The 26,087-nt window shown below is 60.4% G+C and carries 24 protein-coding genes, 1 tRNA gene and 1 other RNA gene; 19 read left to right on the forward strand and 7 right to left on the reverse strand.

What is annotated here, in order from left to right; genetic code table 11:
* Positions 1–3: 3 nt before the first annotated feature.
* From ftsE to ssrA, 4 genes are all read left to right on the forward strand, one after another.
* On the forward strand, positions 4–1,197 hold the full coding sequence (gene ftsE / locus KTJ78_RS08005) for a cell division ATP-binding protein FtsE (protein ID WP_217134362.1): 1,194 nt from the start codon (positions 4–6) through the stop codon (positions 1,195–1,197).
* Positions 1,194–2,108 carry a permease-like cell division protein FtsX gene (ftsX, locus tag KTJ78_RS08010; protein WP_217134364.1) on the forward strand — a complete coding sequence of 305 codons (915 nt, stop codon included), beginning with the start codon at positions 1,194–1,196 and terminating at the stop codon, positions 2,106–2,108. Before ftsE ends, ftsX begins: the two co-directional genes overlap by 4 nt.
* 94 nt (positions 2,109–2,202) lie before the next feature.
* Entirely contained in the window at positions 2,203–2,679 is a 477-nt protein-coding gene (gene smpB, locus KTJ78_RS08015; RefSeq protein ID WP_217134366.1) for an SsrA-binding protein SmpB, read from the forward strand.
* Between the two features lie 102 nt (positions 2,680–2,781).
* Positions 2,782–3,152: a transfer-messenger RNA gene (ssrA, locus tag KTJ78_RS08020) on the forward strand.
* A 9-nt stretch (positions 3,153–3,161) separates the two neighbouring features.
* On the opposite strand, the gene KTJ78_RS08025 is transcribed toward ssrA, so the two are convergent.
* Both KTJ78_RS08025 and KTJ78_RS08030 read right to left on the reverse strand, forming a co-directional pair.
* Positions 3,162–3,542, reverse strand: a complete 381-nt coding sequence (locus KTJ78_RS08025; protein WP_217134368.1) for a DUF3054 domain-containing protein — start codon at positions 3,540–3,542, stop codon at positions 3,162–3,164.
* Positions 3,539–4,351 (reverse strand): inositol monophosphatase family protein, encoded by an 813-nt coding sequence (locus KTJ78_RS08030; protein ID WP_217134370.1) that lies wholly within the window; start codon positions 4,349–4,351, stop codon positions 3,539–3,541. Before KTJ78_RS08030 ends, KTJ78_RS08025 begins: the two co-directional genes overlap by 4 nt.
* Positions 4,352–4,447: 96 nt before the next feature.
* Between KTJ78_RS08030 and KTJ78_RS08035 the strand changes: the two genes are divergently transcribed.
* A tRNA-Lys gene (locus KTJ78_RS08035) sits at positions 4,448–4,522 on the forward strand.
* Positions 4,523–4,681: 159 nt separating this feature from the next.
* Here the strand turns inward: KTJ78_RS08035 and KTJ78_RS08040 are convergent.
* A complete protein-coding gene (locus KTJ78_RS08040) occupies positions 4,682–4,837 on the reverse strand; it encodes a hypothetical protein (RefSeq protein ID WP_217134372.1) in 156 nt (51 codons plus the stop codon).
* Positions 4,838–5,042: 205 nt separating this feature from the next.
* On the opposite strand from KTJ78_RS08040, the gene folE reads away from it, so the two are divergent.
* Positions 5,043–5,687, forward strand: a complete 645-nt coding sequence (gene folE / locus KTJ78_RS08045; protein ID WP_217134374.1) for a GTP cyclohydrolase I — start codon at positions 5,043–5,045, stop codon at positions 5,685–5,687.
* Positions 5,688–5,724: 37 nt separating this feature from the next.
* Here folE and nhaA read toward each other — a convergent pair whose 3' ends face one another.
* The gene (nhaA, locus tag KTJ78_RS08050) at positions 5,725–6,975 is read right to left on the reverse strand and encodes a Na+/H+ antiporter NhaA (protein ID WP_254259492.1); all 1,251 of its coding nucleotides are present in this window, start codon (positions 6,973–6,975) and stop codon (positions 5,725–5,727) included.
* 161 nt (positions 6,976–7,136) lie between these two features.
* On the reverse strand, positions 7,137–7,325 hold the full coding sequence (locus tag KTJ78_RS08055; protein WP_217134376.1) for a hypothetical protein: 189 nt from the start codon (positions 7,323–7,325) through the stop codon (positions 7,137–7,139).
* A gap of 159 nt (positions 7,326–7,484) precedes the next feature.
* Between KTJ78_RS08055 and ilvD the strand changes: the two genes are divergently transcribed.
* From ilvD to KTJ78_RS08080, 5 genes are all read left to right on the forward strand, one after another.
* The gene (gene ilvD / locus KTJ78_RS08060; protein WP_217134378.1) at positions 7,485–9,176 is read left to right on the forward strand and encodes a dihydroxy-acid dehydratase; all 1,692 of its coding nucleotides are present in this window, start codon (positions 7,485–7,487) and stop codon (positions 9,174–9,176) included.
* Positions 9,177–9,221: 45 nt separating this feature from the next.
* On the forward strand, positions 9,222–11,003 hold the full coding sequence (locus KTJ78_RS08065; RefSeq protein WP_217134380.1) for an acetolactate synthase large subunit: 1,782 nt from the start codon (positions 9,222–9,224) through the stop codon (positions 11,001–11,003).
* 3 nt (positions 11,004–11,006) lie between these two features.
* Positions 11,007–11,513 carry an acetolactate synthase small subunit gene (gene ilvN / locus KTJ78_RS08070; RefSeq protein ID WP_217134393.1) on the forward strand — a complete coding sequence of 169 codons (507 nt, stop codon included), beginning with the start codon at positions 11,007–11,009 and terminating at the stop codon, positions 11,511–11,513.
* A gap of 50 nt (positions 11,514–11,563) precedes the next feature.
* Positions 11,564–12,589 carry a ketol-acid reductoisomerase gene (gene ilvC, locus KTJ78_RS08075; RefSeq protein ID WP_217134395.1) on the forward strand — a complete coding sequence of 342 codons (1,026 nt, stop codon included), beginning with the start codon at positions 11,564–11,566 and terminating at the stop codon, positions 12,587–12,589.
* 224 nt (positions 12,590–12,813) lie between these two features.
* Positions 12,814–13,689 carry an EamA family transporter gene (locus KTJ78_RS08080; RefSeq protein ID WP_217134397.1) on the forward strand — a complete coding sequence of 292 codons (876 nt, stop codon included), beginning with the start codon at positions 12,814–12,816 and terminating at the stop codon, positions 13,687–13,689.
* 5 nt (positions 13,690–13,694) lie between these two features.
* On the opposite strand, the gene KTJ78_RS08085 is transcribed toward KTJ78_RS08080, so the two are convergent.
* Positions 13,695–14,594: a hypothetical protein gene (locus KTJ78_RS08085; protein WP_217134399.1), complete on the reverse strand. Its 900-nt coding sequence runs from the start codon at positions 14,592–14,594 to the stop codon at positions 13,695–13,697.
* 143 nt (positions 14,595–14,737) lie between these two features.
* Here KTJ78_RS08085 and KTJ78_RS08090 point away from each other — a divergent pair, with 143 nt between their 5' ends.
* The 5 genes from KTJ78_RS08090 to KTJ78_RS08110 all read left to right on the forward strand — a co-directional run bounded on the left by KTJ78_RS08090 (position 14,738) and on the right by KTJ78_RS08110 (position 21,471).
* On the forward strand, positions 14,738–15,190 hold the full coding sequence (locus tag KTJ78_RS08090; protein ID WP_217134401.1) for a hypothetical protein: 453 nt from the start codon (positions 14,738–14,740) through the stop codon (positions 15,188–15,190).
* A complete protein-coding gene (locus KTJ78_RS08095) occupies positions 15,187–15,651 on the forward strand; it encodes a hypothetical protein (RefSeq protein ID WP_217134403.1) in 465 nt (154 codons plus the stop codon). The genes KTJ78_RS08090 and KTJ78_RS08095 overlap by 4 nt, the downstream gene beginning before the upstream one ends.
* An 80-nt stretch (positions 15,652–15,731) precedes the next feature.
* Entirely contained in the window at positions 15,732–17,327 is a 1,596-nt protein-coding gene (gene serA / locus KTJ78_RS08100) for a phosphoglycerate dehydrogenase (protein ID WP_217134405.1), read from the forward strand.
* A gap of 329 nt (positions 17,328–17,656) precedes the next feature.
* Complete coding sequence (locus KTJ78_RS08105; protein WP_217134406.1) at positions 17,657–19,939, forward strand: polyribonucleotide nucleotidyltransferase; 2,283 nt, start codon at positions 17,657–17,659, stop codon at positions 19,937–19,939.
* A gap of 158 nt (positions 19,940–20,097) precedes the next feature.
* Positions 20,098–21,471: a M16 family metallopeptidase gene (locus KTJ78_RS08110; protein ID WP_217134408.1), complete on the forward strand. Its 1,374-nt coding sequence runs from the start codon at positions 20,098–20,100 to the stop codon at positions 21,469–21,471.
* A gap of 38 nt (positions 21,472–21,509) precedes the next feature.
* Here KTJ78_RS08110 and KTJ78_RS08115 read toward each other — a convergent pair whose 3' ends face one another.
* A complete protein-coding gene (locus KTJ78_RS08115; protein ID WP_217134411.1) occupies positions 21,510–22,982 on the reverse strand; it encodes a hypothetical protein in 1,473 nt (490 codons plus the stop codon).
* A 55-nt stretch (positions 22,983–23,037) separates the two neighbouring features.
* Between KTJ78_RS08115 and dapB the strand changes: the two genes are divergently transcribed.
* The 3 genes from dapB (at position 23,038) to KTJ78_RS08130 (ending at position 25,990) form a co-directional block, all read left to right on the forward strand.
* Positions 23,038–23,766, forward strand: coding sequence for a 4-hydroxy-tetrahydrodipicolinate reductase (gene dapB / locus KTJ78_RS08120; RefSeq protein ID WP_217134412.1), 729 nt, complete (start codon positions 23,038–23,040; stop codon positions 23,764–23,766).
* Entirely contained in the window at positions 23,763–24,209 is a 447-nt protein-coding gene (locus KTJ78_RS08125) for a hypothetical protein (protein WP_217134420.1), read from the forward strand. Before dapB ends, KTJ78_RS08125 begins: the two co-directional genes overlap by 4 nt.
* Positions 24,210–24,397: 188 nt before the next feature.
* Positions 24,398–25,990, forward strand: coding sequence for an APC family permease (locus KTJ78_RS08130; RefSeq protein WP_217134422.1), 1,593 nt, complete (start codon positions 24,398–24,400; stop codon positions 25,988–25,990).
* Positions 25,991–26,087: the final 97 nt, after the last annotated feature.

The raw sequence follows: 26,087 nt of genomic DNA on the forward strand, positions 1-26,087 counted from the left end.
GTCATGATTCTGTTTGAGAACGTCGTTAAAAAGTACAAGGGTGCGAAAAAACCTGCGCTCGATGGCATTAACCTCGATATTAACCGCGGCGAGTTCGTGTTTATCGTGGGTGCTTCGGGCTCGGGCAAGTCGAGCTGCTTGCGCATGATGTTGCGTGAAGAGAAAGCCTCGAACGGCACGGTTCACGTGCTCGGCCAGAACCTCAATAAGATTTCGTCTCGAAAGGTTCCCTACTTTAGGCGCAACCTCGGCGTTGTCTTTCAGGATTTTCGTCTACTCACCAATAAGAACGTTTTCGACAACGTCGCTTTCTCGCTACAGGTTATCGGCAAGTCGCGTGGCTTCATTCAGGAAGCCGTGCCTGACGTGCTCGAGATGGTCGGGCTTTCGCACAAGGCTAAGAGTTTCCCTCACGAGCTGTCGGGCGGCGAGCAGCAGCGCGTCGCCATTGCGCGTGCAATCGTCAATAAGCCCGCAATTCTGCTCGCCGATGAGCCCACGGGCAACCTTGACCCCGCAACGAGCCTCGGCATCATGCAGTTGCTGCGTGCGATTAACGCAGCAGGCACGACGGTCGTGATGGCGACTCACGAGGCAGTCTTTGTTGACATCATGCAGCAACGCGTGATCGAGCTTTCTCAGGGCGTTGTCGTGCGCGACGAGATTTCGGGCGGGTACGGTACAACGGCCGCGATCCCCCTCAAAGATGCTCTTGACGGTAGGCAGCAGGTGCTGCGCGCGAGTGAAGAAGCGGTTCGTGCCGCGCTCTCGCCCCAGGCTCCCGTGGTCCCTGCCGAGGCTGCAGCACCCGAGGGTGATGCCCTCGCTGAGCTCGCCGACTCGAACGATCTGCTTGATGCTGTGGCGTGGCCAGAGGTCGATGGAGAGCCGCAGGGTGGCCGCGAGTACCCGGGCTTCACCGACGTGACCGCAGCAGCAGGACTCGCCCAGGAGACCGAAGCGTTGCCATACGAGCTGCCCGACGAGGCCACGAAGATTGCGGCTCCCGACCCCGCACCCTCCGCCGAGGAAGCGGGGCAGCCGGAGCAACAGGAGCAGCCCGAGATTCCTGCCTTCTTGCAGCCCTCTGACCCTGCCTTCGACCCGGCGGCACTCGCTGAGGCCGGTGGCTTCGCTAAGCAACTGGGCATTGAAGACGAGAACGACGATGAGACGAATGTGGGGCCCGTACGATGAGACTTGGACTCGTAATGAGCGAGGTCTTTCAGGGCCTCCGTCGCAACTTCTCAGTCGTGGTCTCAGTTATTCTTGTGACCTTCGTCTCGCTGACCTTCGTGGGCGCGGCGATCATCATGCAGTTGCAGGTGCAAGAGATGAAGTCGTTCTGGTACGACCGTGCGCAGGTCGCCGTGTATCTCTGCACCGACTTTGATGAGAGCCAAACCTGTGGCGGTACAGCAACCGACGATGAGCAGAAGCAGGCGATTGAAGACGCACTCGACTCTGAAGCTCTTGCGCCGTACGTCGAGGAGTTCTTCTTCGTTGACAAAGACCAGGCCTACGACGAGTTCACGAAGCAATTTGACGGGAACCCGATCGCTGAGATCACGACGCCAGAGCAGCTCAACGAGACCTACTGGGTGAAGTTGAAAGACCACTCTGACTCGAACGTGATCATTGAGACCTTCTCAGGGGTTCCAGGTGTGCAGAGCGTCTCTGATCAGCGCAGCTTGCTCGATCAAATCTTCACGGTGCTCGCCATCGCGAGCTACACCGCAATCGGTATCGCCGGGCTCATGCTCGTGGCGGCCATGCTGCTCATCTCGACCACGATTCGACTCTCGGCCTTCTCGAGGCGCCGAGAGATCGGCATCATGCGCCTCGTCGGCGCTTCGAACCGTTTCATTGAGACACCGTTTGTGCTCGAGGGCATCATCTCGGCGCTCATTGGCGCGTTGCTTGCTGGCGGTGCCTCGGTCGCGCTCGTGAAGTTCTTCGTGCAAGATTATCTGGCGGTGACCGCGCAGTTTACGTCGTACATCACGGTTTCTGATGTGCTCATCGTGCCACCCATTCTTGTGGGCGTCGGCGTGATTCTCTCGGCAATCGCGGCGAAGATCGCGATCACGAGATACCTGAAGGTCTAACGCTTCGCGCGCCAGCACGCTATGCTGATGTGTTGTGCCTCGCGAATGAGGGGCACCCAAGAGCCGTACCGTGAGGTGAGAGAAAGGGGTGACCATGCCCAAAGAAAGCGGAACACAGCTGATTGCTTCAAACAAGAAGGCTCGGCATGACTATCACATTCTCGATACCTACGAGGCTGGTCTCGTGCTCACCGGCAGCGAGGTGAAGTCGCTTCGCATGGGGCGGGCCTCGCTCGTCGACGGCTTCATCTTTATCGAAAACGGTGAGGCTTGGATGGAGTCGGCGTACATTCCCGAGTACCTGAACGGCTCCTGGACCAATCACCGCCCCCGTCGCAAGCGTAAGCTGCTCTTGCACCGTCAAGAGATCGATAAGCTCTGGGGCAAAACCCGAGAGGGCGGCATGACCATCGTGCCGCTAAAACTGTATTTCGTTGACGGCCGCGCGAAGGTCGAGATCGCCCTCGCGAAAGGCAAGCGCGAGTACGACAAGCGGCAAACGCTGCGTGAGCAGCAAGACAAGCGTGAAGCTGAGCGTGCAATGCGCACCAAAAACCGCATGGGCGAGTAAAACTCTGCTACCATGATGTGCCCAGGCTGATGCTTGGTTATCTTGAAAACTCCATAGCGCTGATGAATATCACCCGCAGGTTGCCTTCATGGCACTACGCCAGGGGCCGATCGGTTTCGACACGTCGTGTGAGACCGTGGGAAGCGGGTCGAGGAGGCGAAGTTATCTCGTAAACGCTCTTCGCAATCACTAGGTGCAAACGCTAAGCGCACCGACTTCGCTCTCGCTGCCTAAGCGCGAGACCCAAGTCCGTCAGGCCGGGTTTGCCTTCGCCCCGGATCCTGGCGTCATTTAGAGGGCTTGCTCACGTGCTGAGTCTCAGGGCACGTGGGGACTTTTTCTGAGGCTGGGCCTGTCATCCTAGGTGTTCGTTACAAAGGATGGGGCCGAGTAGAACGCTTCAACGAACTACACTCGTAGAAGACACGGAATTTCCGAAGTGGACCCGGGTTCAATTCCCGGCGGCTCCACTGGGTGATACATCAGCGCTGTGGGGTTTTCGTCTTGCCCTGTCGAATCATGGCCGAGAGCGCACGCCAACCGACGAGCATGACGCCGAGCGTTCCCGTTGCGACGAGCACGAAAGCGAACGCCGTGCCGGCTCCCGTGAGGCTGCGCAACAGCATGCCGATACCAACGGTCCCGATCCACAACGGCAGCCCGGTGCGGATCGGCGCGAGTGGAGCCCTCCACGCGAGACTCGCGGCCCAGCTCACTGCGAGGCCGGCGAGAAACGGCCATGCGGTCGTGAGTACGCCGCCAATGCTCATGCCCATGGTGTGGGAGTTGCGGCCGAGCGCAGCGAAAATGCATACGAGCACGGCGTCGAGCACGAAAGCAGGAATGACTGAGCGGGCGTTCATCGGTGCGACTCCTTGGCGTGAGCGATGAAAGAAACGGTTGCGTCGTGCAGGTGGCCGTTCGTGGCGAGAGAGCTGAGGTTCCACGCTGAGGTGGCACCCTCGATGTCAGTAAAGGTGCCGCCTGCCTCGGTCACGATGGGAACGAGAGCCGCGAGATCGTACGGCTTCACATCAAACTCGCCCACAATGTCGAGAACGCCCTCTGCGAGCAGCATGTATGACCACATGTCTCCGTACGCTCGATCGCGCCATACAGCCCGTGTGAGGTCGAGGAGGGGGCTGAGGTAGCCCGCCTGCTCCCACTGTTCAATGCTCTGGAAACTGAGCGAGGCTTCATCGAGTGACGAGACCTGTGAGACCCCGAGCTGTGTGGGGGCTGCGCCGCGCACAGACTTCCATGCACCGTCGCCTAAGGCTGCAAACCAGCGCTGTCCAAACGCGGGCGCCGAGACGACACCAACGACGGGCTTGCCGTCGACCGCGAGCGCGATCAGCGTGGCCCAGTTGGGTACGCCGCGCAAGAAGTTCGAGGTGCCGTCGATCGGATCGATGATCCACTGTCGGGAACCCTGGTCGACCTGGCCGGACTCCTCGCCGAGAAAGCCGTCGTCTGGGCGGTGCTGCTCGATGTGCGCACGCAGTGCGGCCTCAACGGCGGTGTCGGCATCGGTCACGAATGAACGGTCTGCTTTTGTTGCGACGGTGAAGTCGGCTGCTTCGAACCGAGGCAGCGAAATGCTGTCGGCAAGGTCGGCGAGTTGCTTGGCAAACTCGAGATCTGCGGCGTATTGAGCATGGTTTTCGGTCACACCGTAAGCCTATCGAGAACACGCCGAAGGGGTGAATTTGCACTCTGAAAAATAACCGTGATAGAGTTTCATCTTGTTCAAGAGAGAACAAAACATGCGCCTCTAGCTCAATGGTAGAGCAACAGACTCTTAATCTGTGGGTTCCGGGTTCGAGCCCCGGGGGGCGCACCAACTAGCCGCAAGATCACACCGATCTTGCGGCTTTTTTGTTTCTCTCACGGTATTCAGAGCTCCTTCACACATCACGTTTGATGGCGAAGGTACTCTTCCTAGCTTGAAGCATGCTTCGAATGATTAGATGACTGAGAGAACAGGGCAGAGGCGCCTCTCCTAACGCTTTAGCCGGTGACGTTCTTCTTCTGAGTGCTTACGGAGTGCCGAGAGCACAGCGCCACGCACGATGGCCCACAGAATGATCGCACTGATGATAAAGCCCAAGAGCCACATCGTGATCGAAAAAATCAGCATCAATGTTGCATCGTCCATATGACTAATCTAGTGTTTCGTTCGTGTCGGGGCGAGGTCGGCTCTCGCTGGGACAATGACCTGTTGCCTCGAAACGAACCGAAGAACACTCTTTACTTATCCATAGTCAGTGGTCGAAGCGATCTCGGAGCATGGTGAGACCAGCAAGCCGTGCGTACTCTGAGCTTGTATCATGGTGTGACCCACCTGAGAGGAACGATGCCCTGTGACCCACTCACGGCCCGCCCCGTCGCACCTGCGAGCAGTGCCTGAATCGGTGACGCCCGAGCGAAAGGTCGACCTTCAGCGTGCCGAGCATGCCGTGAGCGAGTTACTTGAAGCACTCGGCTACGACTCGGGCTCAGAGGCCTTTGCTGCGACCCCGGGACGGGTAGCTTTGTCGCTCGCTGAGCTGACAGGAGGGCGCCCAGAACCGATGAGCGTGTTCGTGAACGATGACCACATGCAGGGTCCCGTGAGTGTGCGCGATATCGCCTTTGTCTCGCTCTGCGAACACCATCTGCTTCCGTTCCAGGGCAGCGTGCACATCAGTTATATACCGGGCGAACGCATCGGAGGGTTCTCGGCCTTCGCGCAGGTGGTTGAGAGCTTTGCCCATAACCTTGGCTTGCAAGAGACGTTGACGGTTCGGGTCGCCGATTACCTCATGCAGCAGCTCGAACCCTTGGCTCTTTCAGTGACGATCGAGGCTCAGCATATGTGTATGGCCGCTCGTGGCGTCAGAGCACGAGAAGCTCGTATTGTGACTCGTGAGCTCAGGGGCGAAGCGGCTCAAGACCCGGCTTTTCTTTCTTTCTGCGCTACAACGGGCATGCTCGGGGCAACCGACGGCGGTTCGTCACGGGGGTGACTGGCCGCCGCCGGTTCTTTGTGTTGCGCTTGTCCCCTTAGTCGGTGCTCTTGACTGTTGCGAGTACACGGGTCGCGCCACGTGGCCTGTTTCGAGCGAGCATGATCGTCGCGACGACGATTGCGAGCAGCGAGGCAACAATGACCGAGAGGCGAGCGGTATTCGTATCGATCGGATCAGTGAAGCTGAGCTCGGTGATGAGCAGTGAGACCGTGAAACCGACGCCGGCGAGGCAACCGATACCGATGAGATCACGCATGTTCACCTCTCCCGCGAGGCGCGCCGGGGTGAGCTTCGTGAGCAGCACTGTTGTGAGTACGATGCCGAGCGGCTTACCGACCACGAGGCCCACGATGATGCCGTAGGCAACGGGGCTCGCTGGAAAGTGGTGGTCGCCCATAACCGAGACGCCCGCGGCGAAGAACGCGAACACCGGAACCGCAACACCCACCGAAAGGGGCGTGAAGCGGTGCACGAACGTCTCTGAAACTTCGATGTCTCGCTTGGTCGAGACGGGCACGGTGAAGGCGAGCACGACGCCAGCGACGGTTGCGTGAATACCTGAGGCATGGAACAGTGCCCAGACGACGATTCCGATGGGCAAGAGGATGATCCACGGAGAAATTTTGGACTTCACAAAGAAGCCACCGAACATCTGCACGAGAATCGCGAAGAGCGCGATGGGAATGAGCGAGAGCAGCAGCGCGCCCCAGTTGAGGCCGTCGGTGTAGGCGACGGCGATGATGCCGATCGCGATGAGGTCATCGACCACAGCGAGGGTCAGCAGGAAGATGCGCAGCGTTGTCGGGATACGCGGGGCAATCAAGCCGAGCACGGCGACGGCGAAAGCAATGTCGGTTGCGGTGGGAACGGCCCAACCGTGCAGGGTAGGGGTGCCCCAGTTGAACGCGACGTAGATGAGCGCGGGAACGGCTACACCTCCGAACGCTGCGGCGACGGGCACGAGCGCTGTGCGAGGGTTGCGTAGGTCGCCCGAGACAAACTCGCGTTTGAGCTCGAGGCCCACGATGAAGAAGAAGATTGCGAGGAGGCCGTCAGAGGCCCACTGGCCGACGGTGAGGTTGAGCCCGAGTGATTCTGGGCCGAAGCGGAAGTCGCGGAGCCCCTCATAGAAGCCCGAGAGTGGGGTGTTCGCGAGAATGAAACCGAGCAGGGCTGCGCTCACGAGCATGACGCCGGCGGTGACGTCACCGCGCATCCGTTCGGTCATGCGGGCAATGAAGCCGGGTGAAAAGTGCTCGCCAGAATTGGTTGTTTCGGTTGGCAAGGGAAGACTCCTTAGTCAATACATCAGGGTTTACAAAATGATGTCGACCAGACTTCCCGACTCACCTAAGTTTCTACTCTAACGCACAGTTCGCGTGGTTTTGGGTGCGTTGAGCGAAAAAAGTTGATGACGTTGGGGCAGCGTCATCCCTGCAACTTCAGCTAGCGATCGGTTTCGGGCGTATCTTTTGCGACCGAGCCGATGGCCAGAACAACGCCCAGGATCCACACGGTCCATACGATGTAGCGACGCCAGTCAGCGGGCATCGATTTGGTCTGCTTTGAGACGCCGTACACACCCGTCAGCGCGCTCAAGACTCCGAGGTTCGTGACGTACTTACCGATCTTCATGTCGCCGCTCTCTCCTTATAACCTTCAGGGTGGTGTTATGCCAGCGTAACGCCTGAGGGCGACTCTCGGCGAACTTCTTCTCATGCACCGGTGCGGTAAAACGTGTCAGATACCGCTTGATGCGCCGAAGCGGTATGCGGCGCGTAATAGACTGTCGCTATGTCAGAGATCGATATCAAACCGCGCAGTCGTGACGTGACCGACGGTATCGAGAAGGCCGCGGCACGCGGCATGCTCCGGGCCGTCGGAATGGGTGATGAAGACTGGGACAAACCCCAGATCGGTATCGCTAGTTCATGGAACGAGATTACCCCCTGCAACCTAAGCCTTGATCGCCTCGCGCAGGGCGCAAAAGAAGGCGTGCATGCGGGCGGCGGTTATCCGCTGCAGTTTGGCACGGTCTCGGTGTCTGACGGCATCTCGATGGGCCACGAGGGGATGCACTTCTCACTCGTCTCACGCGAGGTGATTGCCGACTCGGTCGAGACGGTCATGATGGCAGAACGTCTCGACGGCTCGGTACTGCTTGCCGGGTGCGATAAGTCGCTGCCTGGCATGCTTATGGCTGCTGCACGCCTCGACCTCGCGAGCGTGTTCCTGTACGCAGGCTCGATCGCCCCAGGCTGGGTCAAGCTCTCAGACGGTACCGAGAAGCAGGTCACGATCATCGACGCCTTCGAGGCGGTTGGCGCCTGCAAAGCCGGCACGATGTCAGAAGACGACCTCAAACGGGTCGAGTGTGCGATTGCCCCGGGCGAGGGAGCCTGCGGTGGCATGTACACCGCCAACACCATGGCCTGCGTTGCTGAGGCGCTCGGCATGAGCCTGCCCGGCAGCGCCGCGCCTCCGAGTGCAGACCGCCGCCGCGATTACTTCGCACACCGCTCGGGCGAGGCGGTTGTCGAGATGCTGAGGCAGGGAATTACCTCACGCGACATTCTCACGAAGAAGGCATTCGAGAACGCGATCACGGTCGCGATGGTGCTCGGCGGATCGACGAACGCCGTTCTGCACTTACTCGCGATCGCTCGCGAAGCAGAGGTCGACCTGACGCTTGACGACTTCACCCGCATTGGTGCGGTGACGCCTCACCTCGCTGATATGAAGCCGTTCGGGCAGTACGTTGCCCAAGACTTCGACCGGGTTGGCGGGATGCCCGTCATCATGAAAGCGCTTCTTGACGCAGGCCTGCTGCATGGTGATGCGCTCACGGTTACCGGTAAAACGGTTGCCGAGAACCTCGCTGGCATCGACACAGCGATTGATGGCAAGGTCATTCGCACCTTCGATAACCCGTTGCACGCTAATGGCGGGCTCACGGTGCTCAAGGGATCGCTCGCGCCAGACGGGGCAGTGGTCAAGACCGCCGGCTTCGATGCAGAGCTCTTCGAAGGCCCTGCCAGGGTGTTCAACCGCGAGCGTGAAGCAATGGATGCGCTAACCGAGGGACACATCTCTGCCGGAGATGTCGTGGTCATTCGCTACGAAGGGCCGAAGGGTGGCCCAGGAATGCGCGAGATGCTTGCAATTACCGCGGCAATTAAAGGCGCGGGTCTCGGCAAAGATGTGCTACTTTTGACTGATGGACGTTTCTCGGGCGGCACAACCGGCCTGTGTATCGGCCACATTGCACCCGAAGCATCAGATGGTGGTCCCATTGCTTTGGTGCAGGACGGTGACCCCATCCGGGTCGATATCTCCGCACAAACACTCGAAGTTCTGGTAGACCCTGACGAGCTCGAAGCCCGCCGACAAGGCTGGGCCCCTCTACCACCTCGCTACACAAAGGGTGTGCTTGCGAAGTACTCGAAACTGGTGCGCTCTGCATCAGAAGGTGCGATTACCGGATAGAGCATGCCCAAATTACCGTCAACAACGTTTAGGAAAGCAAGAGAGATGACTCTGCAATCGAGAAACACACAACCGGGCGAACGCATATCTGGCGCTCAGGCCGTGGTGCGCAGCCTCGAATCACTCGGGGTCACCGATGTATTTGGGTTGCCGGGCGGCGCGATTATTCCCGTGTATGACGCCCTCATGGACAGCACGAAGCTGCGCCATATTCTCGTTCGACACGAGCAGGGCGCGGGCCACGCGGCCGAGGGCTACGCGGCGGCAACCGGCAAGGTCGGGGTATGCATTGCTACCTCGGGCCCTGGCGCGACCAACCTCGTGACCGCGATTGCCGACGCGTACATGGATTCGGTGCCGATGCTCGCGATCACCGGCCAGGTGTTTTCAAACCTCATGGGTTCTGATGCCTTCCAAGAGGCCGACATTGTGGGCATCACGATGCCCATCACCAAACACTCGATTCTCGTGAAGAGCGCAGCTGACATTCCGAACGCGATCGCCGAGGGGTACCACATCGCCTCGACCGGTCGCCCGGGTCCCGTGCTCGTCGATATCACCAAAGATGCCCAACAGGACGAGTTTGATTTCCAGTGGAATCCTGTGCTCGACCTGCCAGGGTACCGCCCCAACACGAAGGCTAACTCGAAGCAGATTCAGGCTGCTGCAGAGCTGATCGCTCAGTCGAGTAAGCCCGTCTTCTATGTCGGCGGAGGCGTCATTCGAGCGCACGCCGCTGAAGAACTTCGCACGCTCGTTGAGCTCGTCGGAGCCCCGGTCGTGACGACGCTCATGGCTCGCGGCGCATTTCCCGACTCGCACGAGCAGCACCTTGGCATGCCAGGCATGCACGGAACCGTGCCGGCGGTTCTCGCTTTACAAGAGGCCGACCTGCTCATCACGCTCGGAGCTCGGTTTGATGACCGGGTGACCGGCAAGGTCGACCTGTTTGCGCCAAACGCGAAGGTGATCCACGCCGATATCGACCCCGCCGAGATCTCAAAGATCCGCATCGCCGATGTGCCCATCGTGGGCGACGTGCGCGACGTCATCACTGACCTCACCGGCGCCGTTGAACGCATTAGCCGCGACGATGGCCTCGCAGACCAGAGCGAGTGGTGGATCGAGCTGAACGAGAACCGTAAGCGTTTTCCGCTCGGCTTCCAGAAGACGACCGACGGCCTCATGTCGCCGCAGCAGGTCATTCAGCGCATCGGTGAGATGACGGGCCCGGAGGGTATTTATGCCTCGGGCGTTGGCCAGCACCAGATGTGGGCTGCTCAGTTCATTAAGTATGAGCGCCCGAACTCGTGGCTCAACTCGGGTGGCGCAGGCACTATGGGCTACTCGGTTCCAGCAGCCATGGGCGCGAAGGTTGCCGAGCCAGAGCGCACGGTATGGGCGATTGACGGCGACGGCTGCTTCCAGATGACCAACCAGGAGCTCGCAACCTGCGTCATCAACAACATTCCCATTAAGGTTGCCGTCATCAACAACTCGTCGCTCGGCATGGTGCGCCAGTGGCAGACCCTCTTCTACAACGAGCGGTACTCAAACACGCACCTCAACACCGGCCACGGCACGGTTCGCGTGCCCGACTTCGTGAAGCTCGCAGAGGCCTACGGTTGCCTCGGCATTCGCGTCGAGCACGAAGACGAGATTGATGCGGCCATTCAGACGGCGCTCGACACCAATGATCGTCCGGTCATCATCGACTTCGTCGTGAGCGCCGAAGCCATGGTATGGCCGATGGTGCCGCAGGGCGTCTCAAACAGTGCCGTGCAGTATGCGAAAGACCACAGCCCAGAATGGTTCGAGGAGGAGTAACCCATGGCTCGACACGTATTGAGTCTTCTTGTTGAAGATAAGCCAGGCCTCCTCACCCGAGTAGCAGGCCTGTTCGCACGCCGTGCGTTTAACATTGAATCTCTCGCGGTAGGCCCCACCGAGGTGCCCGGCCTGTCGCGAATTACCGTCGTCGTCGATCAGGACGAAGTCCTGCTCGAACAGATCACGAAACAGCTGAACAAGCTCGTCGAGGTGATCAAGGTTGTTGAGCTCGATCCCGAAAGCTCGGTACAACGCGAACACATGCTCATTAAGGTTCGCGTTGACAACCAAAGCCGCTCACAAGTACTCGAAGCAGTAACCCTGTTCCGTGCTCGGGTGGTCGACGTCGTACCCGATGCACTCGTCATTGAGGTGACGGGTGACTCTGGCAAGGTCGGCGCGTTCTTGAACGTGCTTGAACCATTCGGAGTGAAAGAAATCGCACAGTCTGGGCTCATCGCAATCGGGCGTGGCGCAAAATCGATTAGCGAACGAGTATTTAAGTAAACTGATTCGCGGTGACGCGAAAACACCACCACTACTAAGGAGACATTCAAGTGGCTGAGATTTATTACGACAACGATGCCGATCTGTCGATCATTCAGGGTAAGAAGGTAGCCGTCGTCGGTTACGGTTCGCAGGGCCACGCTCACGCGATGAACCTTCGCGATTCGGGCGTTGAAGTTACCATTGCGCTCAAAGACGGATCAAAGTCGCGCCAGAAGGCTGAAGAAGCAGGCTTCACGGTCATGAACGTCGCCGACGCAGCAGCGTGGGCCGACCTCATCATGATTCTTGCACCTGATCAGCACCAGCGTCACATCTACACCGAGTCGATCAAAGACCAGCTGACGCCGGGCAAGACCCTCGCGTTCGCACACGGTTTCAACATTCGCTACGGCTACATTGACGCTCCCGAGGGCGTTGACGTCATTCTCGTGGCTCCGAAGGCACCGGGTCACACCGTACGCCGCGAGTTCGTCGCAGGCCGTGGCATTCCCGACATCATTGCGGTTGAGGTTGACGCGACCGGCAGCGCTTGGGAGACCGCAAAGTCATACGCAAAGGCCATTGGCGGCACCCGCGCAGGCGTTATCAAGACCACCTTCACCGAAGAGACCGAGTCAGACCTCTTCGGTGAGCAGGCAGTACTGTGCGGCGGCACCTCACAGCTCGTGCAGTACGGCTTTGAGACCCTCGTTGAGGCTGGCTACCAGCCCGAGATCGCGTACTTCGAGGTGCTTCACGAGCTGAAGCTCATCGTTGACCTCATGTGGGAGGGCGGCATCGCCAAGCAGCGCTGGTCAGTTTCAGACACTGCTGAGTACGGCGACTACGTATCGGGCCCCCGCGTCATCGATCCGAGCGTCAAGGAGAACATGAAGGCCGTTCTCGCAGACATCCAGAGCGGCGCATTTGCGACCCGCTTCATCGAAGACCAGAACAACGGTGCTCCCGAGTTCCTCGAGCTTCGCAAGAAGGCAGAGGCCCACACGATCGAGACCACCGGTCGCGAGCTGCGCGGGCTCTTCTCATGGCAAGACCAGGACGAAGATTACGTTGAGGGTAGCGCTGCGCGCTAGCCTCAACGTAATCTCAGAAGGCTCAGCTTTTTGTGCGGATCGTGTGCGATCCGCACGCGTTGAGGGTAGCGCTGCGCGCTAGTCGTCTGCGCCTCCGGGACACGGTAGGCTAGCAACGTTGGCTCTCACAGAGCACTTCTCGTGGGGTGCGGAGGAATCCGCACCCCACGTTTTTCTTTTCTGCGGTCGCAAAACCGCCTTCTTTGACGACGAAGTGAGGAACCATGGGGCAGGTGCATCGTGCGAGCACGATTCGGGCGGTTTTACTGCTGGTTTTGGGTGCGACCGTAACGCAGTTCTCGTCGATTATTGCGATGCAGCTGTTTGACGATCTTGGTGTGCTTGGAACGAGTGGACTCCGCATGGCACTTGCCGCGGTTGTCTTATTGCTTGTTTTTCGACCCAAGGTGCGTGGCCGTACGATGGCAGAGTGGCTTCCCATTGTCGCCTTTGGCGCTTCAATGGCGGCCGGCAATATTTGTATCTACTTTGCGATCGACCGCATTCCTCTCGGCGTCGCAACGACGATCGATTTTCTCGGACCCTGCATCGTTGCGCTCTTTGCTTCGCGGAGTGTGATGGAGGGCGTGCTCGCACTTGTCGCTTTTGCGGGCGTCGTGCTCATCGCTGGTTTTGGTGGCCCCTTCGACACGCTGGGCCTGCTCTTCGCCGGTGGGGCTGGGCTGAGCTTCGGGCTCTACACCCTGCTCGCCGTGCGCGTCGGCAAGAGCATCGGTGGGGTCTCAGATGTTGCCCTTGCGGTGCTCGCGGCAGCGGTTCTCACGCTTCCTTTTTCGGTTCCCGCCGGTATCGCGGCAGAACCAGGTCAGTGGCTTATGCTGCTCGGTTCAGCCATTCTCGGCACAGCGATCCCGTACTCGGTCGACACCTTGGCCGGCAAGCTGACGTCTGCGCGCATCGTCGGTGTGCTCTTTGCGTTTGACCCGGTCGTTGGCACGATTCTTGGCCTGCTCGTGCTGGGTCAGGTCATCTCGGCGAGTGCCCTCGTGGGCATGCTGCTCGTGATTCTTGCCGGGGCCGGTATCGTGTGGTTCTCGGGCAAGGACGCTGAATCGCCCGACGCTTTCGTCGGGGGCTGAACGCGTTACTGCGTTTTCGTTGAGCCCTGATCGTCTGCTTCAGGCGCGTCGCTCTCGGCGTCTTCGTCTTCTGGGGCAGGGGCTGGCGGATCTTCTAGGGTCGCCGTTGCAGCGTGAGCGACCTTATCGACTTCATCTTGGGTGTAGCCGCAGTGCTTCACCGCTTCGCTTTGCCAGCGTTTGGTGAGCCTGTCCTTGCCAGCTTCGTGGGCCTCAGCAACGCTGCCGGTGAAGATGCGACCGTCTGCTGACTCCTTGTTCACGTCGGGCACCGTTTCGCAAACGTGAAACACCGAACCGTTCTTGACCCAAAAGACTTCGTCTTTTCCGGTGAGCTGAAGCATGATGTTTTCTTCTTCAGCGTATTGCTCTTGTGAGGGCCCGCCATCCCACTCGATGCCAGTGAGGGTCGCGATGAGAACCAGCGCGAGCCCCGCGAGCCCGCCTGCGACAGCCTTTTGTTTTCCGTTCATGTTCTTGTCGAGCAGAATAAAGATCACGAGGGGCAGAAACGCGATCACCGTCATGATGGCGCCGAGCTGATTTTGCACGAAGAAGGCAAATGCGTTTTCTTTTGACGCCGGAGAGAGGCGATTTGCCTTCTTCCACATGAGGTTGCCCGCGATCGCGAAGAGTGCGATTGGGACGAGCATGACGAGCAGTAGCCAGAGCTTCTCGTTCGCTGTGGGGAGCACCCAGATGATCGTTGCAACCTCGGCGATGATGGCGATGGCCCACGAACCCCACGCGATGAGGCGCGAGGTTTTCGCTTTGCGCGCAGCCTCTTCAGTGGGGGCCCACACCGGCCCGTCTGCTTGGCGGGGCGAGCGGGGAATGTTTTTGCCATTCTTCGACTGCGCCTCTGACGCTCTGACGACCTTTTTCTTCCCTGGCGAATCGGTCATGGGTGCTCCTAGACAAGGTGGGCAATAACAGCCCGAACGGTGTACTCATGCTTGATCATACGTTACGGGTCACCTGTCTGCTAGCCGCTGCGCGGTCTGCACGCACAAGCTTGTGCCCAGACGGTGCTAGTACACTCGACACCGTGACGAATCCAGAGCCCGTAGAACCACGCGTGAGTGGTCTGGCGGCTGGGTGGACCGTGCAACCCGAGTCTGCGCCAGCGCCCCCAACCCTCGCTCCCGAGAATGACGCGAGCGAAGTCGACTCCGGTACCGAGACCGAGCGTGTGAGCAACGTTGTGCTCATGCTGCTTGGCGTGTTCGGCGGCCTCTACTTGCTGTATACCTGGGGATGGCTTGAAATCGCGAAGGCGTATTCGTCAATCAACCAAGCTGCTGCGAGCGGAAGCGGTATCGTCGGGAGTTTCTTGCAGCAGTTTATTTTCTGGCTTGCTCCCTTTGCCCCACTTGTGTGGTTCGTGACCTCTCTGAAACTCACGAAGAAGGCTGGACATCTCGCGCTCGCGGTAGCGCTCATTCTGGGTGTGGTTATTCTTGTTCCACTCCCAATGCTCTATGGAGGTGGCGGGCAATGACCAAGGCACAGGGTGCTGCGGCACACGGGTCCACTGAGCAAGAGGCCGACGCAAACGCGCTCGGCTCAGCGCTCGACTCTGAAGGCGACTCAGAGCTCAACGCTCAAGAGGTCGAGGGCGAAGGTGCTGTTGCCTCGAAGCTTTCGCACACGATCTGGTTTTGGGTTGGGTTCATCGCGGTTATCGGACTCTATGCCTACTCGATCTCTGCGGCGATCGGTAACTGGATTGGCATGGATCAGCTGGCCACGATTCTCGCTGACGGGCTCTCTGACATTGGGCGCGTATGGCTTGTCGTTGGCGTTGCGGTGCCTGCGCTGGCGTTGCTCGTGTCGCTACTCATCGGAGTGGGGAAGAAACGCTCGACAAAACTTCTGCTGATGGTCGCTGGGCTCACGGTTGTTGCGGTGTTGCAACTCGACATGATGCACCTCGTGCCAACAACGACGTATTTGGGTTAGGGCTTCTCGGTTCGCGACGTACAATAGAGCTTGTGCCCGTATTCAGCGGGAGGCTCAAAGTAACTGAATGAGGATATACCGTGGCGAAACCGGTCGTGTTGATCGCAGAAGAACTCTCACCAGCAACCATCGAGGCCCTCGGCCCTGACTTCGACGTCGTGCACGTTGACGGCACCGATCGGGGCGCGCTCAAAGCAGCGCTCGCCGATGCCGACGCGATTCTCGTGCGCTCGGCGACGCAGATGGACGAAGAGGCCGTCTCATGGTCGAAGAAACTGAAGGTGATCGCACGCGCCGGCGTTGGCCTCGACAATGTTGACATTAAGGCGGCAACTGCTGCCGGCGTTATGGTCGTGAACGCGCCGACCTCGAACATCACGAGCGCCGCCGAACTTACGGTCGCGCACATTCTTGGGCTCGCGCGCCACCTGCCGCGTGCGCATCAGTCGCTCGCTGACGGTGCATGGAAGCGCAGCTCGTACACCGGCGTTGAACTCTACGAGAAGACCGTTGGCATTATTGGCCTCGGCCGCATTGGTGCTCTCGTCGCCGAACGCCTCAAAGGCTTTGGCGTTGACCTCATTGCGTATGACCCCTACATTACCGCGACCCGCGCAGGCCAGCTTGGTGTGCAGCTTGTCGAGCTTGATGAGCTTGTCGCTCGCGCAGACTTCCTCACGATCCACATGCCTCGCACGCCAGAGACCCTCGGCATGATCGGTGCCGAGCAGCTGAAGGCGATGAAGTCGAGCGCGTACGTGGTCAACGTTGCGCGCGGTGGTCTCATCGACGAGGCGGCCCTGCAGGCAGCCCTCGAGGCCGGCGAGATTGCTGGCGCGGCGCTTGACGTGTTCATGGAGGAGCCTCCGGCCGATCAGCGCCTGACGGGCCTCCCGAACGTGAACGTGACCCCTCACCTCGGTGCCTCGACGCACGAGGCTCAGGAAAAGGCCGGCGTTTCGGTCGCGAAGTCGGTGCGCCTCGCGCTCGCCGGTGAACTCGTGCCCGACGCCGTGAACGTTGCCGGTGGCGTTATCGCGAAAGATGTGCGCCCGGGGCTGCCGCTCACCGAGAAGCTCGGCCAGGCGTTCGCGCAGCTCGCCTCGGGCCGCGTCACCTCGATCGATGTCATCGCCCGCGGTGAGATCGCTGCCCACAACGTCAGCGTGCTCGAGCTCGCTGCGCTCAAGGGCTTCTTCACGCAGATCGTGAACGACCCCGTTTCGTACGTGAACGCCCCCTTGCTCGCTGAGCAGCGTGGCATTCAGACCCGACTCATCACCGAGACCGCATCAGAAGAGTACCGCAACGTCATCACGCTGCGCGGTGCTCTCGAAGACGGCTCGACGGTTTCGATCTCGGGTACGCTCACGGGGCCGAAGCAGATTCAGAAGATCGTTGAAGTGAACGGCTACGACCTCGAGCTGCCGCTCGCTGATCACCTCGTTATTCTGAGCTACGAAGATCGCCCCGGCATCGTCGCGGCCTACGGTGTGCTGCTCGGCGAGGCCGGCATCAACATTGCGGCGCTGCAGATCGCTCGCGACGACAAGCAGAGCATTGCGCTCAGCGTGCTCACCGTCGACTCACCCGTGAGCGACGAGCTCGCCGATTCGTTGCGCGACGCTGTTGGCACCCCGCAGGTGCACGTGATCGACATTATTGAAGACCTCTAAGGCGCGTGGCCTCGCGGCCTAGCGCGCGGGGTTTTGCAAGGGGCGGGTTCGGGTGCGGATCCGCCCCTTTGTCGTCTGCGCACGATTCGAGACGCGCGCGGGCTCACCCGGTAACCCTGCTTCTGGGGCATCTTTCAGGAGTACTGCTATTCTGGCTGTGCGAGCGTTATGCTCGCTCGCATATGACGCAAGCACGCGGGTAGCGAGCTGGTCACCGGTGGCAAATCCCTCACCAGAGTACGTGAGTGGTTTTCTACTGTTGATCAGCGCCCGCTTGATGCGACGCACTGGTGTGCGCCGCGAGCGTGCTGAAACAGTTAGGAGTGCCCGTGGAGGGTCCAGAAATTAAGTTCTCAGAGGTCGTTCTCGACAACGGGAAGTACGGTTCACGCAAGATTCGCTTTGAGACCGGCCGCCTCGCGCAGCAGGCTCAGGGCGCGGTTGCCGCGTACCTCGACGATGAGACGATGCTCTTGTCGGCAACGAGCGCATCGAAGCAGCCGAAGGAACACTTCGACTTCTTCCCGCTCACCGTCGACGTTGAAGAGCGTTCGTACGCTGCCGGCAAGATTCCCGGCTCATTCTTCCGCCGTGAGGGTCGCCCCTCGACCGAGGCGATTCTCGTGTGCCGCCTCATCGACCGCCCGCTGCGCCCGTCATTCGTTGACGGCCTGCGCAACGAGGTTCAGATCGTTGTGACCGTGCTCTCGATCGCACCCGGTGAGTTCTACGACGCACTCGCGATCAACGCGGCATCGGCGTCAACTCAGATCTCAGGGCTGCCCTTCTCGGGACCGATCGCGGGCGTTCGCCTCGCGCTCATTCCGGGGCAGGGCGGCGAGGCAGGCCAGTGGGTTGCGTTCCCGAACGCAGCGCAGCTCGAGCTTGCCGTCTTCGACCTCATGGTTGCTGGCCGCATTGTCACCGACAAGAACGGTGTCGAAGACGTCGCCATCATGATGGTTGAGGCTGAGGCAACCGAGGGCAGCTGGAACCTCATCAAGGGCGGCGCAACGCGCCCCGACGAGGCCGTTGTAGCTTCGGGCCTCGAGGCTGCAAAGCCCTTCCTCGCTCAGCTCTGCAAGGCACAGTCAGAGATGGCTGCCCAGGCTTCACGCGAGGCGCAGGAATACCCCGTGTTCATGCCCTACACCGACGAGGTTCTCGCGGCGGTTGACGCGCTCTCACGCGCCGAGCTCACCTCGATTTACCAGATTGCCGACAAGCAGGAGCGTCAGGATGCTGACGACGCGCTCAAGGCAAGCGTCAAAGAGGCTGTCGCGGCCAAGGTTGAGGCCGGCGAGTTGCCTGAGGGCGCTGAAGAGCAGGTCTCAGCGGCGTACAAGTCGGTAACGAAGGAGATCGTTCGCGGTCGCATTCTCACCGAGGGCCAGCGTATCGACGGCCGTGGCCTGCGCGATCTTCGCTCGCTCGACTCAGAGGTGCAGGTTCTGCCTCGCGTGCACGGCTCAGCGATCTTCCAGCGCGGCGAGACCCAGATCATGGGCGTCACCACGCTCAACATGCTCAAGATGGAGCAGCAGATCGACTCGCTCTCGCCGGTCACGTCGAAGCGTTACATGCACCACTACAACTTCCCGCCGTACTCGACCGGTGAGACCGGCCGCGTTGGCAGCCCGAAGCGTCGCGAGATCGGCCACGGCTTCCTCGCAGAGCGCGCGCTCGTTCCGGTTCTTCCGACCCGCGAAGAGTTCCCGTACGCGATTCGCCAGGTATCAGAGGCGCTGAGCTCGAACGGCTCGACCTCAATGGGGTCGGTTTGTGCTTCGACCCTGTCGCTGCTCAACGCTGGTGTGCCGCTTCGTGCGCCAGTTGCCGGCATCGCGATGGGCCTCGTCTCAGACGAGGTTGATGGCGAGACCCGTTACGCAGCGCTCACCGACATTCTCGGTGCTGAAGATGCGCTTGGCGACATGGACTTCAAGGTCGCTGGTACCTCAGAGTTCGTGACCGCGATTCAGCTCGATACGAAGCTCGACGGCATTCCCTCAGACGTGCTCATCTCGGCACTGTCACAGGCGAAAGAGGCGCGCGAGACGATTCTCGACGTCATGAACCAGGCGATCGACGCTCCCGACGAGATGGCTCCCACCGCGCCTCGCGTCATCACGGTGCAGATTCCCGTCGACAAGATCGGCGAACTCATCGGCCCCAAGGGCAAGACGATCAACGGTATTCAGGACGAGACCGGCGCCGACATCTCAATCGACGACGACGGCACCGTCTACATCGGCGCGACCGATGGCCCGACCGCCGAGGCTGCGCGCGCGCAGGTCAACGCGATCGCTAACCCGCAGAATCCCGAGATCGGCGAGCAGTACCTCGGTACGGTCGTGAAGAACGCGACCTTCGGTGCGTTCATCTCACTGCTGCCGGGTAAAGACGGCCTGCTGCACATCTCAGAGGTGCGCAAGCTCGTTGGTGGCAAGCGCGTTGAGAACGTCGACGACGTGCTCTCGATCGGTCAGAAGATTCTCGTTGAGATCACGAAGATCGATGATCGTGGCAAGCTCTCGCTCGCTCCAGTGCTTGACGACACCGCAGCGGGCGCTGAGGCAGCCGACGAAGCGAAGGAAGAGGCTGCAGAGTAGTCTCGCGTCACTTTCCACTGCGAACCCCGTCACGATGCGCTCGTGGCGGGGTTCGCTGTTTGTAGGCAGCTGCCCAGCGCGTGCTCTTCGCCGATGCGAAGGCCCGGCCTGGGCGCGAGGCGGGCAAGCCTTTGAGGGTGAGCGGGTAGGGTTGCAGTGTGCAAAAACCTATCGCTCTTCCTCTTGAACACCCTGAACTCACCGTTGAACTCTCTGGCGGTCTCATTCGCCGCACGGTGCACCCGAGCGGGCTGCGAGTGCTCACGGAGCACATGCCTGGCGCTCGAAGCGCGAGCATCGGCTTTTGGGTCGGTGTCGGGTCGCGTGACGAGCAAGCTGAGCGTGGCGATGCGCCTGCGAGCCTTGGTTCGACGCACTTCCTTGAGCACCTGCTCTTCAAGGGAACGCCCTCGTTTGACGCGTACGGCATCGCCACAGCCTTCGACAAGATGGGCGCAGAGCATAACGCGATGACCGCGAAAGAGTACACCTGCTACCACGCGAAGGTGCGCGACGCGAACGTTGAAGAGGCGACGCGCATGCTCGCCGATATGGTCACGAACTCGCTCATTGAAGAGGGTGAATTTGAAACGGAGCGCGGGGTCATTCTCGAGGAGCTCGCGATGGCGTCAGACGATCTGGCCGATGTCGCGGGCGAACGCTTCTTTGAGGTGGTCATGGGTGACCACCCACTCGGGCGCCCGATTGGCGGTAACCCCGAGACGATTAAGGCCGCGCGCCGCGATGACGTCATGGCGCACTACCTTGAGGCCTACCGTGCTGGCACCCTCGTTGTCACCGCGGCTGGTGCGGTGGATCACGACGAGTTCGTCGAGCTCGTCGCGCGTTCGCTTGAGGCCGCGAGCGACGCCCGCTGGCACACCCGTGAGAGCGGTGCGCCCGCGCCGCGCCGTTCACGTGAGCGCGGCGCAGACGGAGAGGGGCAGGGGCTCCAGGCCTCTGAAGCACGCGAGACCTTTGTGACCGAGAAACCCGGTGAGCAGGTGCACCTCATGATTGGCGGGCCTGGTTTCCAGGCGGGCGCCCCCGAGCGCTTTGCCTACGGCATTATGAACTCGGTACTCGGTGGAGGAATGTCGAGCCGACTCTTCCAGGAGATTCGTGAGAAGCGCGGGCTCGCGTACACGGCGTACGCTTTTGGCGCCTCATACAGTGATGCTGGACTCTTTGGCATGTATGCCGCCTGTGCTCCCGAGAACGCTGCGCAGGTAGTGCAGGTCGCACACGAAGAGCTTGAGCGCGTCGCAGCAGAGGGCGTTACCGAAGAAGAGTTTGAACGCACGCTCGGTCAGCTCGCAGGCTCATCGGCCCTGGCGCTCGAAGATAGCGATACACGCATGGGGCGCCTCGCGAAGGCCGAGCTTGGCACGGGCGAACTGTGGGATCTCGACACCTCGCTCGAGCACTTTGCCGCGGTGACGCATGACGAGGTCAAGCGCGTTGCCGCGCAGCTCGCCGCTCAGTCGCGCTTCACGGTCGCCGTGGGCGAGACGTCACGTACGACGCTCTAGCTGCTCTACGGCGAGGCCAGCTCCAGCGTGGGCTGGCCCTAGCCTCGGCGCAGTCGCGAGAAAGCCTGACGAGCCCTGCGGCTCGCCGAGTTCGATGCGCGGGTCATGAATGACAGCGGCTTCGAGACGAAGAGCCCGTGCATGTGCTCAATGAGTGTCTTGGTATCGGGGGTGAGCTTGCCCTCGTAGTCCTGAAAGCGGCCTCGGCGGTAGAGCGACCCGATTTCAGAGCCGTATACCTTCGTGTCGCCAGCGCTGCGGTAGCTCAGGAAGAACACTTCGTCGCTTTCGCGCAGTGCGAACCAGTGTGGCTCAGCCTCGATGAAGGTGAGCGTTCCGTCGGCTTCTAAACGGTAGCGACCGGTTTTCGGGGCGGCGACGATCTCTTCGGGGGAGTGTGAGACGTGGCGCAGCAGAATGTTCGACCATGCCATGTCTTTGGGTACGCGGTTCCAGGTATCGTTAATCGCCGCGACGTCGATGTCATCGTCGAAACCGAGAAACGCGTAGATGTGTAGCGCGTATAGCGGCAGGTTCCAGAACTCAGCCGTCGTGGCGTTTGAGATCATGGCGCAACCGCTAAAGCGAGGGTTGGCCTCGCCGAAGAAGAGCTCACCACTGTCGAGGTCATGCAAGATATCGACCTCGAAGAGGCCGAGATACCCCTCGTTCTTGAGTACCTCGCCGTAACGTACGACCATCTCGGTGGCGCGACGCCGCTCTGCTTCTGGCAACACGTCGGGGTAAAACTCGAGACCGCTCGACGCGCCCTTGTGAATGGCGATTTCGGGGTGGCCGATGATGTCTTGCAGGAGTGGTCCTGCGATGACGCCCTGGGGTGTTACGACCGCGTCCATCGCGAGTGAGCGGTGCGCGATGCGTTTCATGACCTTGAGGGTCTTGCCAAGAATGTGTTCGCTCGCCGCGGCGAAGTCGTCTTCGCTACGAATGAAGTAGGTCCCGGCTCCGGCCTCACCGTAGTCGGTCTGTACGACGAGTTCGCGCCCAAGATCGGCATCGGCTGCAGCCTGTATGAGTTCGGCGTAGCTTGCCACCTCGGTAATGACGTGGGGCACGTTGACGAGGCCGGCTTCCTCGCTCCACTGTGTCGTAAGCAGTTTGGAGTCGAGCCGCACGCGCTCAGCAACGGTTATCGAGACGAGGTCGTAGCCGAGCTCGGCGCAGAGATCTTCGGTCTCCTGATCGTGCATAAAGTACACGATGACGCGGGGGCGCAAGTGCGACGGTGTCTTTTCGGCAATGAAGTGCTGCACCTCTGGGCTGCGCAGGAGCCAGAGCACGGAGTCTTCGTGACTCAGCGGGGTGCGTGGGCGTTTGCTCGGCAGGAACACCCTGTCGCTGCGCACTGGCCAGAGGTCTCTGAGCTGAATGGAATAGAAGTTCGCGACCCATTCCTCAACCCCGAGCAGGTGGCTCGCGGGCCGGTTGATGTAAAAGATGGGCTGTTCGTTAGCGGCTAGGCGCTCTGCGATGCGCGAAATCTCATGCATTCGGTCATCTTATCACCGCAGACTCGGCCCCAGTTTGTCGGCTACGCTTAGGGGTATGCAGACACGCGTAGCCATTGCCGGAGCCAGCGGGAGACTCGGAAGCGTCATGAGCGAGGTGGTCGAAGAACACCCCGATTTCACGCTCACCGAACGCCTCGGCAGAGCCTCTGCCCCCGAGGCGTGGCACAACGCCGACCTGATCATCGACGCAACCACCCCCGAGTTGTCACCCACGATTGTGCGGGAAGCTCTTGCCAGGGGGCAGCGAGTCATCGTCGGGACGAGCGGGTGGGACGATGAGCGCCTTTCGGAGTTGCGAAACGATATCGCCGAGACACCGGGGGCGAGCGTCATCGTCGTTCCGAACTTCTCGCTCGGCTCGGTGCTCGGCACCGCGCTCTCGACGATCGCCGCCAGGTACTTCGACGCCGTTGAGATCATCGAGACTCACCACCCCAAGAAGATTGACTCTCCCTCGGGTACCGCGGTGCACACGGCGCAGGCGATCATGCGAGAGCGCGAGGGTAATCCCGTCGACGCGCCGTTTGCCGACCAAGCCGCGCGTGGGCAGCAGACGCAAGGGGTTCCGATCCACAGCCTCCGTCTTGCGGGAGTGGTCGCGAAGCAAGAGGTGCGCTTTGGAGGCGTCGGCGAGACGCTCACGATTACGCACGACACCGTCTCGAGTGATTCGTACCGTGCCGGCGTTCGCGCCGCGCTCGAGGCATCGCTCACCCATGAGGGCCTCACGGTTGGCCTCAACGAGATTCTGGGAGTGTCATGAACCAGCGCAAGAGTGCCCTCTTTGGGGTGTGGATCATGAGCGTGCTGCTCGTGCTCTACTTCGTCTATGCGGTGCAGCGGGCGATCGCTCTGTTCCAATCGGGCACCCTGCTCGCCATCACGATGGGCGTCGCGATGCTCGTGTTGCCGCTCATCGGTGCGTGGGCGCTGCTGCGTGAGCTGCGTTTTGGTCGCGAGGCAACAAGGCTCGTCGACGAGCTCGATCGCACAGGGCGGGTTCCCGTTGAAGAGGTCGAAACATTGCCCTCGGGTCAGCCCGTACGCGAGCAAGCGAAGGGGCTGCTCGAATCATACGAGGCCGAAGTGACGGCGAACGAGCAGTCGTGGGAGGCCTGGGCCAGGCTCGGCATTATGCAGGACGCCGCCGGCGATCGAACGAGCGCGCGCGCATCGCTGAGGCGAGCAATTTCGTTGCGCAAGTGAGATCAAATTGTGCGGATCGGTCATAATCTGAGCAAATTTTCAACTGATTTCGTTGCTTTTTCTTTTGCACTAGGACTATATGGTTTGAACGCATAAGATTAACGGTTGGTACAGACGCCACCCTCATAAGGGGTGGTTCATTATGGGCAAACTTCATTGCAGAAGCACATTCAGAAAGTCTTGAGTAAATGACCACAAGCGAGCAACAACATCAGCCGCCAACGCGCGCGCTCGATTCAGTGACCGGTATTAGCCGTAAGGGCCTTGAATCAGGCACGGTGGGTGTTTTCGGCGCCGTTATCATCGGCCTCTCGGTGTGTGCCCCCGCGTACACCTTGACCTCGGCGATTGGGCCAGCGGCTCAAGAAGTCGGCTGGCAGACCCCCGCGATCTTCCTCGCGGGCTTTATCCCAATGTTGCTCGTGGCTCTCGGCTACCGTGCTCTCAACGCGAAAATGCCAGATTCGGGCACCTCATTCACCTGGGCAACGAGGGCTTTCGGTCCCTGGGTTGGCTGGATGGCTGGGTGGGGCCTCATCGCGGCAACCGTGCTCGTGCTCTCAAACCTCGCCGGCATCGCCGTCGACTTTCTCTTTGAGACCCTCGACATCGCGCTGAGTGGTGGGGGAGACATTGCTGCCTTGTCGGGCAACGTCTGGATCAACATTCTCACCTGTCTCGTGTTCATGAGTATCGCGACGTTCATCTCGTACCGCGGCATGACCTCGACCAAGATTTTCCAGTACATCACCGTCTTCTTCCAGGTCGCCGTGCTCATCTGGTTCATTCTCGCGATGTTCTTCTTCGCAGAGCCAAACCCCGACACCGGTGTGCGCAACGCCATGGAACTCTCGTGGTTTAACCCGCTTGAGATCAGCTCTTTCTCGGCCTTCTCGGCAGGCCTCGCCGTCTCAATCTTCGTGTACTGGGGTTGGGATACCGTGCTCACGCTCGGCGAAGAGACCCGCCCATCGAAGGGCCGCCTCTCGACCGAGGGCAAGGCAGCCATGATTCTCGTGGTCATCATTCTCGTGATGTACGTTGGCACCGCGGCTGCGACCCTCGTCTGGGCTGGCGTTGGCGATGGGCCGCACGGCCTCGCAAACACCTCGATCGCAGAGAACGTCTTTGCCGCAATCGCGCACCCCGTCATGGGGCCCTTCGCGATCCTCTTGACGCTCGGCATTTTGCTGAGTGCGTTCTCATCGATCAATACCACCGCGATCTCGCCCGCGCGCACGCTGCTCGCGATGTCGCACTACGGCGCGATCCCCAAATCAATCAAGAAGATTCACCCCAAATACAAGTCACCCTACGTGGCGCTGCTGCTCTCGTCGGTCGTGGCCTCGGTGTTCTACGCGATCATGCGCTTCATCAGTGAAGACGTGCTCTGGGACACGATTACGGCGCTCGGCATGATGGTCTGCTTCTACTACGGTGTGACGGCGCTCTCGAGCGCATGGTACTTCCGTAAGACCGCTCACAAGGAGGGCCAGGGTGCGCTCTGGATGCGCGTCATTCTTCCCGGCCTCGGCGGCATCTTCCTCATCATCACCTTCGTTCAGACGACCATCGACTACCTCGACCCCGCTGCGGGATCGGGTTCGAACATCGGCGGTATCGGTCTCGTCGGACTTATTGGCACCACGCTCATTCTGCTCGGTGTTGTGCTCATGCTCATCTACTCGAAGAAGGCCCCGGCCTTCTTCAGGGGCGAGACGCTCAAGCGTGGTGACGACAGCCAGGAGTTCGTTTCGTTTGACGATGGCATCAAGGGCTAGCTGAGAAGGTTTGCCCCGCGGGCGCTTTCAGCGCCAACCCTTCTGCGCAAGGAGCCCCGGTATCGACTTCACGGTCGTGCCGGGGCTCCTTGCGTAT

Origin of the sequence: Leucobacter chinensis (genome assembly GCF_019049105.1) — a bacterium.
Taxonomy (GTDB): Bacteria; Actinomycetota; Actinomycetes; order Actinomycetales; family Microbacteriaceae; genus Leucobacter_A; species Leucobacter_A chinensis.